The sequence below is a fragment of the Mesorhizobium sp. INR15 genome (assembly GCF_015500075.1).
GTDB lineage: Bacteria > Pseudomonadota > Alphaproteobacteria > Rhizobiales > Rhizobiaceae > Mesorhizobium.
Genome location: NZ_CP045496.1, coordinates 4,096,938 through 4,114,167 on the forward strand (window position 1 = coordinate 4,096,938; position 17,230 = coordinate 4,114,167).

Below are 17,230 nucleotides of genomic sequence, written 5' to 3' on the forward strand. Positions count from 1 at the left end.
GATAGCCTTTCGACACAACCTCAAAGGAAGGGCGACAGCGGCATCGCTGTCGCCGAAAAGGAATACGCCATATGCCCAGCCGCGAACGCGTTGAAGCCTTTCTCAAGGAGGTCGTCCACGGCAGTCATGTCCACGCGATCGCCGACTTCTACCATGATGACGCCACCATGCAGGAGAACCTCGGTACTCCGCGTCGCGGCATCGAAACGCTGAAGGCACACGAACAAGCCGCTCTCGACCGGATCGAGAAGATGCACACGCATCCGGTGCAGACATTTCTGGTCGATGGCGACAATGTCGCCATCCGCTGGACATTCGACATGACCGACAAGACTGGCACCGTCCGGCGGCTGGAAGAAGTAGCGTTGCAGCGCTGGCGCGGGGAACGGATCGCGGAAGAGCGGTTCGTCTATGACACCGCAACAGCGTGGCGCGTCGTCGGGCCGCCGGATGGCGCGGTGATACAGAGCTGAGGACTTCCGCCACTCAGCCGCCACTGGAGAGCCCTGGCCACTGGACGGCTTGGGCTACGGACGCTAGGCAATCGTCATGAAACTGGCGGACAAGGGCGGATCACAGCAAGATTCAGCGACAGCGCGGCTGCGCGACAGGCTGCGCAAGCTCTACCATGGGCGCACGCCGGCTGCCTTCCGGTTCCAGATGGTGGCGGTCGTCATCGATCTCGCCATCATCGGCTTCTTCATCGCCACGCCGATCCTGCAGCAATCCGCCTCTTTCCTGTGGCTCGATTATACCGTCGCGGCGCTCGTCGCAGCCGACATGATGGCTCGGCTGCTCGCCTCCAACGACATGCTGCGCCTGATGAAACAGCCGACGTCGTGGGTCGATGTCTTCATCCTGCTGACGCTGCTGTTGCCGACGGCACTCGCCAATCTCGCTTTTCTGCGCATCCTGCGGCTCTGGTCGCTGTCGCGCAGCGGTTCGATCTGGCGGCATTTCGAGATGCGGCGCCTGCGGCCATGGCGCGAAGCAAGCCACGCCGTGATCAATCTTTTGACGTTCCTCTTCGACATCACCGGTTTTGTCTACACGTTTTTCTTTCGCACCGGCGCCGGCCTCGAAAGCTATATCGACGCGCTATATTTCACCGTCGCCACGGTAACGACGACCGGCTTCGGCGACATCGTGCTGCCGGGCATGGCCGGCAAGCTCACCGCCATCGTCACCATGATCATCGGCATATCGCTGTTCGTCAGGCTGGCGCAGGCAATCTTCCGGCCGGCCAAGGTGTTCTTTCCCTGTCCGCAATGCGGGCTGCAGCGGCATGAGCCGGATGCCGTTCATTGCAAGGCCTGCGGGCACGTTCTCAACATACCCGATGACGGCAACTAGGGACCTCTGTGGGAACTACGACGCCGCCACTTCGGCCGGCTTTGCCGATTTTCGCTGCAAATTGAGCAGGTTGCCCATCAGGATGAGCAACGCACCGCCAGCGGTGAAAGCGTCGATCTGTTCGCCATACAGCAGCCAACCGACCAGCGCCGACAAGGGCACGCGCAGGAAGTCCATCGGTGAAATGACCGTGGCGTCGGCATAGGTCAGTGCGCGGGCCATGCAGAAATGCGAGGACATGCCGCTGAAGGCAATCAGCAGTATCCATGGCCAAAGCTCAAGCGGCGGGTTGCGCCATTCGTAGAGCGCCGGGATCAGGCCGACGACCGACTGGATAACCAGCATCCAGAAGATGATGCGCACGACGCTGTCGGTCCGCGTCAGCGACTTGACGAGGACCAGCGAGACGCCGAAGCAAACTGCTGCTCCCAGAACGACAACATGGCCGGGATCGACCGAGCCGACGCCGGGACGCACGATGATCACCACGCCGATCAGCCCGAGTATGACGGCGGCCAGCTTAGGGCGGGTGAGCCTTTCGCCTAGAAAGGTGACGGCGAGGATCGCCGTCCAGATTGGCGTGGTGAATTCGATCGAAATCAAGACCGCGAGGGGGATTAGCGTCAGCGCATAAAGCCACGCCGCCTGGCCGGTATAGTGGACGACGTTGCGCGCGATATGGGCGAGGGGGCGCTCGGTGCGCATGGCCGCGAAACCGCCGCTCATCATCACCAGCGGCAGCAGGATGAAGAAGCCGATCACGGAGCGCAGTTCCAGCACCTGGAAAACGTTGAGGACGCTGGTCGTGGCGCGGCCGGCAACCGACATCGCCAGGAACGACGTGATCGAAAGCGCCATCCAGAACGCGGCTTTGGGGATCGAAGGCTGGGGTGTCATACCGCTATGTCGCAAGCAGAACCTGCAATCGCAACCGTTAATCAAGGCATTCGGCTGGGCCAAGGATTTTGCCTGCAGAGCCGTTGAACATCCGCCGGCGGAACTTGCGGCCGCAGGTAGCGTTGACCCTGATGGCCGACAAGGAGAGCGTCATGGCATCATTCACTCGATTTGCACTCGCCGGTTGCCTCTTGGTCGCGGCCAGCGCCGCGCACGCTGATGAGGCCAAGTTTCTGCAGTCGTTCAAAGGCAATTTCGCCGGCAAGGGCATCGTCAAGGTCACGACCGATGCACCAACGGTGAATGTGTCTTGCACGTTCAAATCCAATGCCACGTCGACCTCATTGTCGCTCAACGGCAATTGCCGTGGCCTTCTTGTTGTGACGCGCGCCATTCGTGCCGACCTCACTGCTAGCGGTACTAGATATAGCGGAACCTATGTCGGTTCCCGAACCGGACCAGCGCAGCTCACCGGCAGCCGTTCCGGCAACGCGATCAATCTCGGCATCCGCTGGGCCAAGGAGGTCAACGGTGATCGAAAGGCGCTGATGAAGGTCGAAAAGCGCGGCGAGAACGGCATACGGCTGACGGTGACCGACAAGGATCCGAAGACGGGCAAGAGCGTGGTGACGAGCCGGATTGACCTGCAGCGTACCTGATCCGCCGTCTCACTCTTCAAGCGGTTCCGGCGGATGCGCATCGCGGCCTTTGCCGAAAGTGTATCCTGTCTCAACAGCCTTGCGTCCGAACTTGTCGCGCAACGCGTCGATGGCACCTTCTGCCATGGCGCGCTTGCGCGACTGGACGTCGACGAGATCCGGCGGGTCGGCCTTGTCGTCGTCGGAGAGATCGCTGACGCCGATGCCGAGCAAGCGGTATTTGGTGCCGTCGATTTCCTTGCGGAGCAATTCGACGCCGGTCTGGAAAATCCGGTCGGCCAGGCGCGTCGGATCACTGAGCTGGCGGTTGCGGGTGCGCAGTTTGAAATCCTGGCTCTTCAGTTTCAGGACCACCGTGCGTCCGGCGATGCCTGATTTTTTCAGCCGCGCCGAAACCTTTTCCGAAAGGCCTCTCAGCACCGATACCAACTCATCAAGGGAAGCGATGTCGGTGTTGAACGTGGTTTCGGCGGATACGCTCTTCGCGTCCTGATCAGGATCGACACGACGGTCGTCCTCGCCGCGTGACAGGCGGTACAGCCGGTCGCCCATGACGCCGTAGCGCCGCATCAGGTCGCCGCGATCCATGTGCTGCAACTGGCCGATCGTGCGGATGCCATCGCGCTCCAGCGTGGCGTTGAAGGCCTTGCCGACGCCCCAGATCATCGTCACCGGCTGTTCCGCCAGGAAACCAAGTGCTTCTTGCTCGCCGATGACCGAGAAGCCGCGCGGCTTGCGGAAATCGGATGCGATCTTGGCGAGGAACTTGCAGTAGGAGAGGCCGGCGGACACGGTGATGCCGATCTCCTTCTCGACGGCAAGCGAGAACCGCGCCAGCACCACCGCCGGCGGCAGGCCATGCAGCCGTTCGGTGCCGGAGAGATCGAGAAAGGCTTCGTCGATCGAGAGCGGCTCGACCAGCGGCGTCAGCGCCTGCATCATGGCGCGCACCTCGCGGCCGACGCGCACGTATTTCTCCATGTTGGGCGGGATCACCACCGCTTCGGGACAAGCCTCGAGCGCCTTGAACATCGGCATCGCCGAGCGGACGCCCTGGATGCGGGCGATGTAGCAGGCGGTGAAGACGACGCCACGTTTGCCGCCGCCGATGATCAGCGGCTTGTCCTTGAGCTCAGGATTGTCGCGTTTTTCGATCGCAGCGTAGAAGGCATCGCAATCGATATGCGCCAGATGCAGGCGGTAAAGCTCTGGGTGACGCGCCAGCCGGGGGCTGCCGCAGCGTTCACAGCGCCGTGTCAGGCTGCGCTGAAAAGTCAGGCAGTCGCGGCAAAAACCGTGATCGGGATTGTTGACAGGGGCCGCCATCGCTGCGAACATAAAGAGAACAATCGCAATGGTACGACAGTGCAGGGCCAGCGACAAGGCTGGCCTGGGGAGAACGTATGAGCACGACCATCGCGCCGCTGGCGCCTGAACTTTGGGCGGATTTCGAGGATCTGTTCGGCAAGCAGGGCGCCTGCTACGGCTGCTGGTGCACGCATTTTCGTCTGGCGCCGGCCCTGCGGCGCGAGAGCAGCCGCGAACGCAACAAGGACCATATCAAGGCGCGTATCGAAGCCGGTCCGCCGCCTGGCGTGCTGGCATTCGAGGACGGCAAGGCTGTCGGCTGGATGCAGATCGGACCGCGCGCCGACGTGCCCGAATGGAACAATCAGGGCAGGGGCTCGGCGCCTGTCGAGTCGGCTGACGCCAAGGACCCGGCTGTCTGGGCGATCTCCTGCTTCTTCATCCGCGGCAAGGCGCGGGGCCGGGGCATCAGCCATCGGCTGGTCGAAGGCGGGCTTGATTTCGCCCGCCGGAACGGTGCGCGTCTGGTCGAGGCCTGCCCGATAGACCTGTCGAAGGATTCGCGCTCGATCGGTCTCTTCGTCGGCTCGTCGCGGGTGTTCGAGAAGGCGGGGTTCGAGCGGCTCCTGGAACGCAAGGCGGGGCGGCCGCTGATGCGTATGACGCTTTGACCGAGCTCAATCCGCGCTGATCTCACCTTGCGGTTGCAGCGGTAATTTCATACCAGACGAACGAAGCGTTTCCTTAGGTCAAACGGAGAATTTGCGTGAACCGTGCCCTGCCATTTGTTTTCCTGCTCGCACTGAGCGCGCCTGCTTTTGGGCAAACCGTCAATGCCCCGGGTGCCAAGCAGCTGTCGGACGACCTTTCCCGCTACGTCGGCAAGCAGGCGCTCGACAAGGGCGTGTTGAAGGTTTCGGTCGAAGGCGATGCCTATAAGATTGCCTTTGATTTCAAGGCGCTGGCCGGGGCGCTGCCGGAGCAGAAGCTGCTGAAATTCGACTTTGCGCCCCTCGCCTTGCTGGTGAAGCCGCGCAGCGATGGGTCCTGGGACGTGTCGATGGATTTTTCGCAAGATGCGTCGTTCGAGTTCAATGGACCTGAGGGGCTGCAGAGCACACAGTTTTCGATCAAGGACGGCAAGGGTGCCGGCGTCTACGACCCCAATCTGGCGGCTTTCACCAGTGCCACCAGTTCGATGGCCGGCATGACCATGGCGTCGAAGGATGCCAAGCAGCATATGAACGTCACTTCGGGCGCCGGCACCGCGACCGTTGCCGCGACCAAGTCGGCGACCGGTGGCGTCGATTTCACGACGTCGCAGAAAGTGGCGAATTTTGTCGAGGCGATCAATTTCGATGATCCTGAAAGCGGATTGAAATTCCCGGTCACCGTCAAGTCGCCGGAACTGTCAGTGGAGGCCGCGGGCAAGGGCGTGCGGACAAAGCCGTTGCTCGACCTTCTGGCATTCGCCGTGGCCAATGAAGACGAGGCAACGCTGAAGGCCAACCAGGCGCAGCTTAAATCGCTGATGCTTGCGGCATTGCCGGTTTGGGAGCGGATCGATGGAACCTATGGTTTCAAGGATTTCACAGTGGAAAGCCCGGTCGGCAATTTCGGCGCGGCGCAGTTGGGCGTGGCATTCGGCAGCGACGGCGTAGCCCAGAGCGGCACGATCACCTACGGCATCAAGGCATCCGGATTGACTGTGCCGCATCAGCTTTTGCCAAGCTGGAGCGTCGCGCTGTTGCCCACCGATATCGACCTGAATTTCGGCGGCGCCAATATCGATCTCGATACCATGGCGAAGAAGGCGATCGAAGCCTTTGATCTCAATCAGAATCCGCCTCTGTCCGCTGATTTCGGCGACAAGCTTAAAGCTGACTTCATGGCCAAAAATCCGAAGGTCGTCATCGGCCACAGCACGGTGAAGAACGGCGACATGGAGATCGCGCTCGAGGGCGAAATGACAATTCCAGGTGAGATGGCCAATGCGAAGCCCGATGCAAATCTCACCGTCGATGTCGCCGGTTTCGACAAGATCGTTTCGAGTCTTCAGGAGGCGGCCAAGGCAGAGCCGGAAATCGGGCAGTACGTGCCGGTCGCGCTCATGGCCAAGGGATTCGCCAAGACGTTGCCGGATGGCCGGTTGGAATGGGTCGTCTACACCAAGTCCGACGGTTCGGTGACCGTCAACGGCGTCATGCTGAAGCCAGCCGATCCTGCGGTCGACGACAGCGTCAACGAAGACGATAGCGGGGAAGGGGCAGAGCCCGACCAGACGACGCCTTAATCCGGCGTTCGATCCCGTCCGTTGCCGGAGCGCTACAATCCGAGTGCTTTGGAAATCAGCGGCGCTGCTTCATGCCAGTCCTGCACGACGATGATGTCGTCAGGCACGGGCGGCAGGAAGCCGCGCAGCGAATTGTCCGCCATCAGATGGAAGAGGTGCGCGTCGGCGACCGAGCCGCGCGCCGATATCAGATTGGGCGGCTGGTCGTCGACGAAGGCGACAGGCCGGCCATTCTTGCCGCGCAGTTTGGCAACCGCCGGTCCCTTGGCCATCTCCGTGGTCAAAAGCGGGTAATCCAGCCCTAGCGCGTCGAGATGGGCGCGACGGGCTTCGCGGTGCTTGTGCGGCATTGCCGTCAGCATGATGATTTCGGCCTGGTTGCCGAGACCCGCCAGCGCTTCCGCCGCGCCGTCGGTGATGCTCTGCCAGTCAGCCTGTCTCTGGAAGAACTCGTCCAGCAAGGCGGTCACTTCCGCCTGCTCGACCAGACGGCCGCTTGCCTGCTCGGCAATGTTGCCGGTCAGCCGGAATGACGCCATCGTCAGCTCGAAGCCGCGCGCCTTCAGGAAGTCCGGGAAGGGACGAATGAACTCGAGCACGACATCGTCGACATCAAGCACCAGCAACGGCCGGTCGTCCGCCGCCAGCTCCTCGATCTGGCGGGCGGTTTCCGGATCATCGCTCATATCGAATGCTCATGGTTGTCGTCGCCCAGCGGCAGGGCCCGCAAGGCTTTGCCGACGGCTGCGGGCGGCGTGCCGGTTTCCTCGGCAAAACGCATCAGGGTCGGTTCGTGGGCGAGAATGAATTGCAGGACGCCGGCGAGAAAACCGGGCTCGCCGGCGGCAAGGCGGATCGAATGGGCCTCGATGCCGGTAATGGCCAGGAAGCGCGGCAGCAGTTCCGGGTCGGATGCGACGAAGCCCAATGCCTTGACGGCAATGGTTTCCGCTTCCTCGCGCATTGACGCTGCGTTTGCCATCACTACCTTCAGTGTGTGGAATGAGTCTCTTTCCGCAGTAATCGCAAGCGGCGCTTGCGGCAAGCCATTCCAGCGCCGCGCGTCCTTTTGGACGCGCAAGGGGCGCTGGGTTATTTTGATTTTTGCGGTGTCCGAGGTGGAATCCAAACAGCTCTTTTCCCGCCTCGGGTTTCCGTTTCGTCAATCATATTGCCGTAAAGTGAAGCAGGGTTTGGTGCGTTCCGACAAGGGCGCATGACGTTTGCCTTCGAGCGGAAGTACGGCCGGGACGGGATATTGATGCCTAAGAAGGTCATGATCGTCGAGGACAATGAGCTCAACATGAAGCTCTTTCGGGACCTCATCGAAGCAAGCGGCTACGAGACGGTGCGCACACGCAACGGCCTTGAAGCGCTCGATCTGGCGCGCAAGCACCGGCCGGATCTTATTTTGATGGACATTCAACTGCCCGAGGTGTCGGGGCTGGAAGTGACCAAGTGGCTGAAGGAAGATGACGACCTGCACGTCATTCCGGTCATTGCCGTCACCGCGTTTGCCATGAAGGGCGATGAGGAACGCATCCGCCAGGGTGGCTGCGAGGCGTATATTTCCAAGCCGATCTCGGTGCCGCGTTTCATCGAAACCATCAAATCCTATCTGGGCGATGCATGATGCGCCCATTCAGCCAAGCCGGAGCCTTATGAAATGACCGCGCGGATCCTCGTCGTCGACGACATCCCTGCCAATGTGAGGCTGCTGGAGGTTCGGCTGCTGGCCGAGTACTTCGAGGTGCTGACCGCCACCAACGGGCCGGACGCGATCGAGACCTGCGAGAACGGCAAGGTCGACGTCGTGTTGCTCGATGTGATGATGCCCGATATGGACGGGTTCGAAGTCTGCCGCAGGCTGAAGAGCGATCCGGCTACGGCGCATATCCCCGTGGTGATGATCACCGCGCTCGACCAGGTGTCGGACCGCGTGCGCGGCTTGCAAGCCGGCGCTGACGATTTCCTGACCAAGCCGGTCAATGACCTGCAATTGATGACGCGCGTCAAAAGCCTGGTCAGGCTCAAGTCGCTGACCGACGAGTTGCGGTTGCGCGCTTCGACCACACGCAACATCGGCATCGAAGAGTTGCTTAGCCGCAATTTCACCTCGGAAGACACTACGCCGAAGGTGCTTTTGATCGACGAGCGCAAATCGTCCATCGAACGTGTCCAGAAGATGCTGCGTGGCAGCGCCGATCTCGACGTTCCCAGCGATCCGCATTCCGGCTTCTTCCAGGCCGCCGAAGTGCCTTACGAATGCGTGATGATCTCGACGGCCTTCGCCGATTTCGACCCGCTGCGGCTCTGCTCGCAACTGCGCTCGCTCGATCGCACGCGCTTCCTGCCAATCATCCTTCTGGCGGAGGAGGGCGAGGAGGAACGCATCATTCGCGGCCTTGAGCTCGGCATCAACGACTACCTGATGCGGCCGATCGACCAGCAGGAACTGACGGCGCGGCTGCGAACCCAGGTGCGCCGCAAGCGCTACAACGACCAATTGCGCGCCAGCGTTACCCAGACCATCGAAATGGCGGTGACGGATGGCCTGACAGGCCTGCACAACCGCCGTTACCTGGATAGCCATCTGCAGACGCTGTTCGATCGCGCCGTGGCGCGGCGGCGGCCCCTGTCTGTGATGATCACCGACCTCGACCGCTTCAAGTCGATCAACGATGCGCACGGCCATGATGGCGGTGACGAGGTTCTGCGCGAGTTCGCCCGGCGGCTGCGCAAGAATGTGCGCGGCATCGACCTTGCCTGCCGTTTTGGTGGCGAGGAGTTCGTCGTGGTGATGCCGGATACGGATGGAATGGTGGCCGAGAAGGTCGCCGAGCGCATTCGCGCCGAAATCGCCCAGCTGCCCTTTGCCATTGGCCATGACGGCAAGACGATCGAGGTGACCGTCAGTGTCGGCGTGTCGTCGGTGCTGAAGGGCGTGGACAGCGTAGCGGCTTTGATGAAGCGTGCCGACCTCGCGCTTTATGAAGCCAAGAGCGGTGGCCGCAACCGCGTCGTCGCCAAGGCCGCGTGACGGCTCAGCGCGGATTATCCAGTCAACCCGACAGGGTTACCCATTTACCTTAATCCAAGCGATTCGCGAGGCTTGGTTAAGAAACGGTTGATTTTCATAAGCTCTTGCGCAAATGTGCTGGCCATAGACCAAGACGAAGCCGGCACGAGGGTAGACGCCGGCGCGATCCTAAGAATACCCCATGATGCTCAGGTCCGCCGCATCTCCTGGGTCCGTGGGGTCGGCCGGCCGGCGCTGGCACATAGTGGCCTCCTCGTACCGCTGCCAACCGCCGACCGGCCCCCTTTTCTTCCAGATCAGACATCAGGACTCCGTGCCAAGAGCTGGAGAGTCTTCAATTTTCCATGCCGAAAGCAATGCCTGCGGGCCACGGCATGCGCCTCCTGACGCCAATTCCGAGTAACCGTCGATTGCTTCGTGGCCCGCTACGTCCAGCGGTCGCGCCGATATCAACTGACAGCAATTGACATGCCTTGCCTTGTGTGTAGAAATTGGTTGGACCATTGGACCACTTGGAGGTGATGTGGACCAGAACAGCCTGCCACCCATTCAGACGACGGCGCGCGACGACGCCGTGCTGAAGGCGTTGGTGGGCTTTGTCCGTGCCGAAGCCCTGCAGCCCGGCGAAAGGCTTCCGACCGAACGCATTCTCGCCGAACGGCTGAAAGTCAGCCGCAATACGGTGCGCGAGGCGTTGACACGCTGGGAAGGGCTCGGCCTCGTCGAACGGCGGCAAGGCAGCGGGACGTATCTCCGGGCAGCCGTCTCGCACGATATGCTCCACATGCCGCTGACGCTGGCGGGCGGCAATGATTTCACCAGCCTGATGCAGACACTGGAAATCCGCCGCGCGCTGGAGGCGGAGGCTGCAGCGCTTTGCGCCGAGCGCGCCAGCCAGGCCGACATCGCCGAGATCGCCCGCAAGCTCGACATCATGGAGCAGGCGTTTCGCACGCGTGAGGGCATGTCGTCGGAAGAAGACTGGGAGTTCCACCAGGCGATCTACCGAGTCTCCGGCAATCCGCTGTTCGAGCAGATCATCGCCGCCATGCACGAGCTGTTCCATCGCTTCTGGGAACACCCGCTCGGCGTGCGCGACTTTGGCCATGCCAGCTTTCCCTATCACCGCACCATCTACGAATGCATCGCCGCACGCGACCCCGAGGGCGCCCGCCGTGAGGCGCTCAAGCTTATCGCGACCGTCGAGGACGATTTGAAGCGCGGCGCGGCCAAACTCAAACTTTCGAGCCAAAAATGAACGAGCATCCAGCCGGTTTCGATCAGGACTATCTCGCCGAAGCAGCAACGCTGCTGGCACATGACGAGCCATTTCCGGGTGGCGCGGTGGTGCCGCCGATCTACCAGACCTCGCTGTTCACCTTCGCCAACTACGCCGAGATGGCCGACACGTTCGCCGGCAAAAGAAAGCAACCGATCTATTCGCGCGGTGACAATCCGACGGTGATGGAGTTCGAGGCGCGCGTCGCGGCGCTCGAGGGGGCACAAGCCGCACGTGGTTTCTCCAGCGGCATGGCGGCGATCAGCGCTACGGTACTCGCCTTCGTCGGCGCCGGCGAGCGCATCGTCGCGGTGCGCAACTGTTATGGCGACGCATACCGGCTTTTCGAACGGTTGTTGCCTCGGCTTAACATCAAGGTCGACTATGTCGACGGGTCAGATCCCGATGCGGTTGCCGCGGCGCTGCCCGGCGCCAAGCTGCTTTACCTGGAAAGCCCGACATCGATGATGTTCGAGTTGCAGGATCTTTCGGCGCTGACCCGGCTGGCGAAAGAGCAAGGCATCGTCACCACCATCGACAATTCCTGGGCGACGCCGGTGTTCCAGAAGCCGATCCTGCACGGTGTCGATCTGGTGCTGCATTCGGCGTCAAAATATCTTGGCGGCCACAGCGATACTGTCGCCGGCGTGGTGGCAGGCTCAGCTGCCCATATCAAGCAAATCAACGAGCAGACCTACTCCTATCTCGGCGGCAAGCTGTCGCCGTTCGAGGCGTGGCTTTTGCTGCGCGGCCTGCGCACGCTGCCGTTGCGGCTGCCGCACCATATGAAGAGCGGCCTTACCATCGCCGAGCGGCTCAAGGCGCATGGCAATGTCGAGCGCGTCAACCATCCCGTCTATTCAAACCACCCGGGCAAGGCGACGCTGGCAGGCTATGCCGGCCTGTTCTCTTTCGAAGTGACGGACGATATCGACATCCCCGTTTTCGTCGATGCGCTGAAATTTTTCCGCATCGGCGTCAGCTGGGGCGGGCATGAGAGCCTCGTTGTGCCGGCCAAGGCGTCGCTGGAACAGACGCCGGGACTGAATTCGATGGCGCGCTTCGGCGTCAGCCCCCGAACCATCCGCTTCAATGTCGGATTGGAGAATGTCGAGGACCTTTGGGCGGATGTCGCCCAAGCCCTCGAAAAAGCCAGAAAATAACAAGCGGGTTCAAAATGGGAGTCTTGAACATGAAAAAACTGACCGTCATGCTTGCCACCGTTGCGGGGCTGGCGATTTCAGCCGGAGGCGCATTGGCTGACTCGACCCTCAAGATGGTCGAAGTCATCACCAGTCCGCCACGCACCGAATTCCTGAAGAAGCAGATCGCCGAGTTCGAAGCCGCCAATCCCGGCGTCAAGGTGGAACTGATCTCGCTGCCCTGGGGGCAAGCCTTCGAAAAATTCCTCACCATGGTGCAGGCCGGCGATACGCCTGATGTGGTCGAGATGCCGGAACGCTGGATGGGCCTCTATGCCAACAATGCCCAGCTTGAGGATCTCGGCCCCTACATGGCCAAGTGGGACGATGCCAAGACGCTGGGCGACCGCGCCAAGCAGTTCGGCTCCACTGTCAACAACACGCAGTTCATGATCCCCTACGGCTACTATGTGAACGCGCTGTTCTGGAACAAGAAGCTGTTCAAGGAAGCCGGTCTCGACGGCCCGCCGGCAACGCTTGACGACTTCATTGCGGATTCCAAGAAGATCTCGGCCTTGCCGGGCAAATACGGCTACTGCCTGCGCGGTGGCCCGGGTGCCTTCAATGGCATGCACATGTTCATGAACATCGCCGCCGGCAAGGGTGGCTATTTCAACGAAGACGGCACCTCGACCATCAACGACGAAGACTCGGTCAAGGGCCTGCAGATGCTGGCCGACATGTACAAGGATGGCCTGGCGCCGAAGGATGCGGTGAGCTGGGGCTTCAATGAAACCGTCACCGGCTTCTATTCGGGCACCTGCGCCATGCTCAACCAGGATCCGGACGCGCTGCTTGGCATCGCCGACAAGATGAGCGCTGACGACTTCGCCGTGGCGCCGATGCCGGTCGGGCCGAGCGGCAAATCCTACCCGACGCTCGGCTATGCCGGCTGGGCGATGTTCGCCAACTCGCAGCACAAGGACGATGCCTGGAAGCTGATGGCGACCCTCTTGTCGCCGAAGGACAATCTGGAATGGGCCAAGGAAGTCGGCGTCGTTCCGATCCACAAAGGCGCGGACCAGGACGCCCATTTCAAGACCGACCAGTTCAAAGGCTGGTTCACGGAACTGAGCGACAGCTCCAAATATGAAATGGTGACGCCGCCGACGCATCTGGAAAACCTCGGCAACTTCGTCGACCAGGTGGCGATCAAGAACTTCCAGGAAGTGCTGCTCGGCCAGAAGACGGCCAAGGAAGCGGCCGATCAGTGGGCTGCTTTCCTGACCAAGGAACAACAGGACTGGCTGGCAAAAAACAAGAAATAGCACAGTGCTTTCGGCCGTCAGCGAGAGATCGCCGGCGGTCCGACAGGGAAGGGTGGGGGCAGCAGTCTCAGGCATCATGCTGCCCTCATCCACCCTCTGCATCTCCGTTGCCTTGAAGGGCGGAGACCCGTCATCAATCCCGAAGGTTCCAAGGAGCTGGTCCAGTAGCCAATGACCTATGCCGTCACAGACATGCGGTCCACGGGGAGCGCGCGCCGCAAGCTCTCCTACGCCACGATCGAGCCCTGGCTTTACCTCAGCCCGGCGATCATCCTTCTGGTCGTGGTGCTGCTGGTGCCGCTGGTCATCGGCATCAGCTATTCCTTCCGCAAGTTCTCGGCCTTCAAGTCGGAATATGTCGGGTTTGGGCAGTATCATGCCATGCTGTCGGACACGGTCTTGGGGCAGGCGCTGGTCAACACGCTGTGGTGGACGGCGGCCAGCCTGTTCTTCCAGTTCTTCCTTGGTCTTGGCCTGGCGCTGTTGCTCGACAAGCCGTTCCGGGGCCGCAAGATCGTGCAGGCGCTGGTGTTCCTGCCATGGGCCGTACCGTCCTTCCTGTCTGGCCTGACCTGGGCCTGGCTGTTCAATCCGATCATCGGGCCGCTGCCACATTGGCTGTTCGCGCTTGGGCTGAAGGCGGAACCGACCAATGTGCTGTCTGATCCTTCCACCGCCATGTGGGGGCCGATCGTCGCCAATGTCTGGTTCGGCATTCCGTTCTTCGCCATCACGCTTCTGGCGGCGTTGAAATCGATCCCGTCGGAATTGCATGAGGCGGCGGCGATCGACGGCGCCTCGCCCTGGCAGCGCTTCACCAAGGTGACGCTGCCGTTCCTGGCGCCGACCATTGCCATCACGGTGATGCTGCGCACGATCTGGGTCGCGACCTTCGCCGACCTGATCTTCGTCATGACCGAGGGCGGGCCGGCTGGCTCGACCAACACGATGCCGGTCTACATCTATGTCAGCGCCTTCAAGTCGCTGGACAAGGGCTATGCCTCGGCTGTGGCCGTGTTGTTGCTGGTCCTGCTCATCGCCTATGCGATCGCGCTGATCGGCATTCGCCGCACGCTGGTGAGGCACGTCTGATGATCGCGGGACGCTCAACCTCATCGCGCTTCGTCAGCGGCATCGGCCTCTACGCCGCAATCGCGGCCTATGTGATCTTCGCCCTGTTCCCGATCTACTGGACGCTGAAGATCTCGGTCACGCCGGAGCGGCTGCTCTATTCCGAAGGCATCACCTTCTGGCCGTCGCAAACGACGTTCCAGAATTTCGTCACCGTGCTCGAGGCTACGGATTTCCCACGCTATTTCCTCAACAGCGTCATCGTGTCGGTGTCGACCGCGGCACTGGTGACGGTCATTGCCACGCTGGCCGGCTACGCCATGTCGCGCTTCACCTTCCGCGGCAAGGCGGCGTTGGCACTGATGCTGCTTTTGACCCAGACCTTTCCGCTGGTGATGGTTATCCCGCCGATCTACCGCGTCATGGGGCAAATCGGCCTGATCAACAGCCTGACCGGGCTGATCATCATCTACACCGCCTTCAACACCGCCTTCGCGACCTTCCTGATGCAGTCCTTCTTCGATGGCATCCCGAAGGATCTGGAAGAGGCAGCCATGATCGACGGCTGCACGCGAGCGCAGGCGATGCGCAAGGTGATCGTGCCGCTGACGCTGCCGGGCATGGGCGCAACGCTCGGCTTCGTCTTCACCGCCGCCTGGAGCGAGCTCCTGTTCGCGCTGATGCTGATCTCCAGCGACGACCAGAAGACCTTTGCTGTCGGCCTGCTCACCTTCATCGGCAAATTCGCCGTCGACTGGGGGCAGATGATGGCGGCGTCGATCCTGGCGCTGATTCCGGTCTGCGTCTTCTTCGGCTTCCTGCAACGCTATCTCGTCACCGGCCTGACCGCCGGCGCCGTCAAAGGGTAGATCGATGGCTTCTGTTACGCTCGAAAAAGTCCGTAAAGACTATGGCGCGGTGCGTGTGCTGCACGCCGTCGATCTCGAAATCGCCGATGGCGAGTTCGTTGTCCTGGTCGGGCCTTCAGGCTGCGGGAAATCGACCTTGCTGCGCATGATCGCCGGGTTGGAGGAAGCCTCCGGCGGCGAGATCCGCATTGGCGAGCGGCTGGTCAACGACGTCGCTCCCAAGGACCGCGACATCGCCATGGTGTTTCAGTCCTACGCGCTTTACCCGCATATGGACGTGTCGAAGAACATGGGCTTCAGCCTGATGCTGAAGAAGGCGGAGAAGCCGGCGATCGATGCCCGCGTCGACGGCGCCGCCAAACGGCTCGGGCTCGACACCTTGCTACAGCGCCTGCCGCGCCAGCTGTCTGGCGGCCAGCGCCAGCGTGTCGCCATGGGCCGCGCCATCGTGCGCGACCCGAAAGTCTTTCTCTTTGATGAGCCGCTTTCGAACCTCGATGCCAAGCTGCGGGTCCATATGCGCGCCGAGATCAAGGCGCTGCATCAGCAATTGAAGACCACATCAGTCTATGTCACGCACGACCAGATCGAGGCCATGACCATGGCCGACCGCATCGTTGTCATGCATGACGGGCTGATCCAGCAGGTTGGGGCACCGCTCGACCTCTATGACCGGCCGGCCAACATCTTCGTCGCCGGGTTCATCGGTTCGCCCGGCATGAATTTCCTGCCGGCGACAGTTCGCGGCGGTGACAAACTGGACGCAGTCCTTGCCGACGGCCAAACGCTGCGGCTGCCGGAAGGCCTGCCTACCGGGGATGGCGATGCCATCACGGTTGGCTTGCGGCCCGAGCATATCAGACTTGCCGATGACGGCGTGCTGCAGGGCGAAGTGGTGGTGGTGGAGCCGCTAGGCCTGTCTACGCAATTTTACGTCAAGCTTGCCGGCCAGATGCTTTGCGTCTTTGCCATGGGTCGTGCCGGCGTAAAGCCTGGCGACACGGTGCGGCTCTCGGCCGATCCGGCATCGCTGCACCTGTTCGACGAGAAGAGCGGCGATCGCATCGGGTAGGGCATTTAGCTCTGGCATCCACTCTGGAAGCCACAAACAAAAACGCCGCCCACTGGGCGGCGTTTTTGTTTGCCTAGGGAAAACCAGATTACTTGATCTTGGTTTCCTTGAATTCGACGTGCTTCTTGGCGACCGGGTCGTATTTGCGGAAGGACAGCTTGTCCGTCTTGGTACGGCTGTTCTTGCTGGTCACGTAGAAGAAACCGGTGTCGGCGGTCGACAGAAGCTTGATCTTGATGTTTGCGGCTTTGGCCATGATCTCAGTCCGTTATGTTCGTGGGGTTTTGGCCGCTAGAGCACGGGAAAACACCCGGACGCGTGAAACTTGGCGCGACACATAAAGAACGTGCCCGGAAAGTCAAGCCCGGCAGGCCTGATGTGACCCGCCAGAGTTGGCCAACGGCAGGAAATCATGCGTTCGCGGTCTCGGGGATAGCAATCTTCTTCCAGTCGCCAGTGGTGTTCCACCAGCGATTCGGATTGGCGGTGTCATCGAGCCCCTTGGAACGGCTGGCGAGAATCGGCTGAATGCGGATTACCGGCTCCTGATAGCTGTGCGCCTGGAAAATCGCCTCGACGACGCGTGCGGCCAGTGGCTGGTCGTCAGGCAGTTCAAACGAAATCTCCACCGTACCAGGGCGTCGGCGCAACTCGGTCTCCGGGCCTGCTGCTGCTCCCTCGAGTGGCCTGTAGCGCTCGATGCCGTGCCCCGACTGATAGGCGTTGCGATCATATTTGCCCATGCGCAGCGGGGTAATCGCGACCACTGCCCCCATGATGCGATCGACATCGGCGGCTGGCGCCTGAAAAGTGACAAGCAGGAGCAGTGTCATTCGCAGTGACGTGGTTTCAAAGCCGCTGTCGATCATCGGAGTGTCCTCAACTTCTGGTGTTTTGAGGGCACCTTATAGCCGGAAGC

At 61.4% G+C, this 17,230-nt stretch carries 19 protein-coding genes; 13 read left to right on the plus strand and 6 right to left on the minus strand.

Annotation, left to right across the window (positions count from 1 at the left end):
* Positions 1 to 71: 71 nt before the first annotated feature.
* Both GA829_RS19925 and GA829_RS19930 read left to right on the plus strand, forming a co-directional pair.
* The gene (locus GA829_RS19925) at positions 72 to 473 is read left to right on the plus strand and encodes a nuclear transport factor 2 family protein (RefSeq protein ID WP_195174396.1); all 402 of its coding nucleotides are present in this window, start codon (positions 72 to 74) and stop codon (positions 471 to 473) included.
* Positions 474 to 549: 76 nt separating this feature from the next.
* Positions 550 to 1,353 (plus strand): ion channel, encoded by an 804-nt coding sequence (locus GA829_RS19930; RefSeq protein WP_195174397.1) that lies wholly within the window; start codon positions 550 to 552, stop codon positions 1,351 to 1,353.
* A 15-nt stretch (positions 1,354 to 1,368) separates the two neighbouring features.
* Here GA829_RS19930 and GA829_RS19935 read toward each other — a convergent pair whose 3' ends face one another.
* Entirely contained in the window at positions 1,369 to 2,250 is an 882-nt protein-coding gene (locus GA829_RS19935; protein WP_195174398.1) for a DMT family transporter, read from the minus strand.
* Between the two features lie 152 nt (positions 2,251 to 2,402).
* Here GA829_RS19935 and GA829_RS19940 point away from each other — a divergent pair, with 152 nt between their 5' ends.
* The gene (locus GA829_RS19940; RefSeq protein WP_195174399.1) at positions 2,403 to 2,909 is read left to right on the plus strand and encodes a hypothetical protein; all 507 of its coding nucleotides are present in this window, start codon (positions 2,403 to 2,405) and stop codon (positions 2,907 to 2,909) included.
* Positions 2,910 to 2,918: 9 nt separating this feature from the next.
* Here the strand turns inward: GA829_RS19940 and GA829_RS19945 are convergent, their stop codons facing one another.
* Positions 2,919 to 4,247, minus strand: coding sequence for a DNA polymerase IV (locus GA829_RS19945; RefSeq protein WP_195174400.1), 1,329 nt, complete (start codon positions 4,245 to 4,247; stop codon positions 2,919 to 2,921).
* A 65-nt stretch (positions 4,248 to 4,312) separates the two neighbouring features.
* Here GA829_RS19945 and GA829_RS19950 point away from each other — a divergent pair, with 65 nt between their 5' ends.
* Together GA829_RS19950 and GA829_RS19955 are read left to right on the plus strand one after the other, a co-directional pair.
* Positions 4,313 to 4,888, plus strand: coding sequence for a GNAT family N-acetyltransferase (locus GA829_RS19950; RefSeq protein WP_195174401.1), 576 nt, complete (start codon positions 4,313 to 4,315; stop codon positions 4,886 to 4,888).
* A 95-nt stretch (positions 4,889 to 4,983) separates the two neighbouring features.
* Complete coding sequence (locus tag GA829_RS19955) at positions 4,984 to 6,510, plus strand: hypothetical protein (RefSeq protein WP_195174402.1); 1,527 nt, start codon at positions 4,984 to 4,986, stop codon at positions 6,508 to 6,510.
* A 32-nt stretch (positions 6,511 to 6,542) separates the two neighbouring features.
* On the opposite strand, the gene GA829_RS19960 is transcribed toward GA829_RS19955, so the two are convergent.
* Positions 6,543 to 7,196: a hypothetical protein gene (locus GA829_RS19960; protein WP_195174403.1), complete on the minus strand. Its 654-nt coding sequence runs from the start codon at positions 7,194 to 7,196 to the stop codon at positions 6,543 to 6,545.
* Positions 7,193 to 7,492 (minus strand): DUF3572 domain-containing protein, encoded by a 300-nt coding sequence (locus GA829_RS19965; RefSeq protein WP_195174404.1) that lies wholly within the window; start codon positions 7,490 to 7,492, stop codon positions 7,193 to 7,195. Before GA829_RS19965 ends, GA829_RS19960 begins: the two co-directional genes overlap by 4 nt.
* Before the next feature lie 279 nt (positions 7,493 to 7,771).
* On the opposite strand from GA829_RS19965, the gene GA829_RS19970 reads away from it, so the two are divergent.
* From GA829_RS19970 to GA829_RS20005, 8 genes are all read left to right on the plus strand, one after another.
* Positions 7,772 to 8,143: a response regulator gene (locus GA829_RS19970; RefSeq protein WP_010909712.1), complete on the plus strand. Its 372-nt coding sequence runs from the start codon at positions 7,772 to 7,774 to the stop codon at positions 8,141 to 8,143.
* Between the two features lie 33 nt (positions 8,144 to 8,176).
* Complete coding sequence (locus tag GA829_RS19975; protein WP_195174405.1) at positions 8,177 to 9,550, plus strand: PleD family two-component system response regulator; 1,374 nt, start codon at positions 8,177 to 8,179, stop codon at positions 9,548 to 9,550.
* A gap of 523 nt (positions 9,551 to 10,073) precedes the next feature.
* Complete coding sequence (locus GA829_RS19980) at positions 10,074 to 10,808, plus strand: FadR/GntR family transcriptional regulator (protein ID WP_195174406.1); 735 nt, start codon at positions 10,074 to 10,076, stop codon at positions 10,806 to 10,808.
* Entirely contained in the window at positions 10,805 to 11,992 is a 1,188-nt protein-coding gene (locus tag GA829_RS19985; RefSeq protein WP_195174407.1) for a PLP-dependent transferase, read from the plus strand. The genes GA829_RS19980 and GA829_RS19985 overlap by 4 nt, the downstream gene beginning before the upstream one ends.
* A gap of 29 nt (positions 11,993 to 12,021) precedes the next feature.
* Positions 12,022 to 13,299 (plus strand): ABC transporter substrate-binding protein, encoded by a 1,278-nt coding sequence (locus GA829_RS19990; RefSeq protein WP_195174408.1) that lies wholly within the window; start codon positions 12,022 to 12,024, stop codon positions 13,297 to 13,299.
* 171 nt (positions 13,300 to 13,470) lie between these two features.
* Positions 13,471 to 14,391, plus strand: coding sequence for a carbohydrate ABC transporter permease (locus GA829_RS19995; protein WP_195174409.1), 921 nt, complete (start codon positions 13,471 to 13,473; stop codon positions 14,389 to 14,391).
* On the plus strand, positions 14,391 to 15,239 hold the full coding sequence (locus tag GA829_RS20000; RefSeq protein ID WP_195174410.1) for a carbohydrate ABC transporter permease: 849 nt from the start codon (positions 14,391 to 14,393) through the stop codon (positions 15,237 to 15,239). The genes GA829_RS19995 and GA829_RS20000 overlap by 1 nt, the downstream gene beginning before the upstream one ends.
* 4 nt (positions 15,240 to 15,243) lie before the next feature.
* Positions 15,244 to 16,311, plus strand: coding sequence for an ABC transporter ATP-binding protein (locus GA829_RS20005; protein ID WP_195174411.1), 1,068 nt, complete (start codon positions 15,244 to 15,246; stop codon positions 16,309 to 16,311).
* Between the two features lie 88 nt (positions 16,312 to 16,399).
* Here GA829_RS20005 and rpmG read toward each other — a convergent pair whose 3' ends face one another.
* Positions 16,400 to 16,567: a 50S ribosomal protein L33 gene (rpmG, locus tag GA829_RS20010; protein WP_006201775.1), complete on the minus strand. Its 168-nt coding sequence runs from the start codon at positions 16,565 to 16,567 to the stop codon at positions 16,400 to 16,402.
* Positions 16,568 to 16,721: 154 nt separating this feature from the next.
* Positions 16,722 to 17,180: a YqfO family protein gene (locus tag GA829_RS20015; protein WP_195174412.1), complete on the minus strand. Its 459-nt coding sequence runs from the start codon at positions 17,178 to 17,180 to the stop codon at positions 16,722 to 16,724.
* Positions 17,181 to 17,230: the final 50 nt, after the last annotated feature.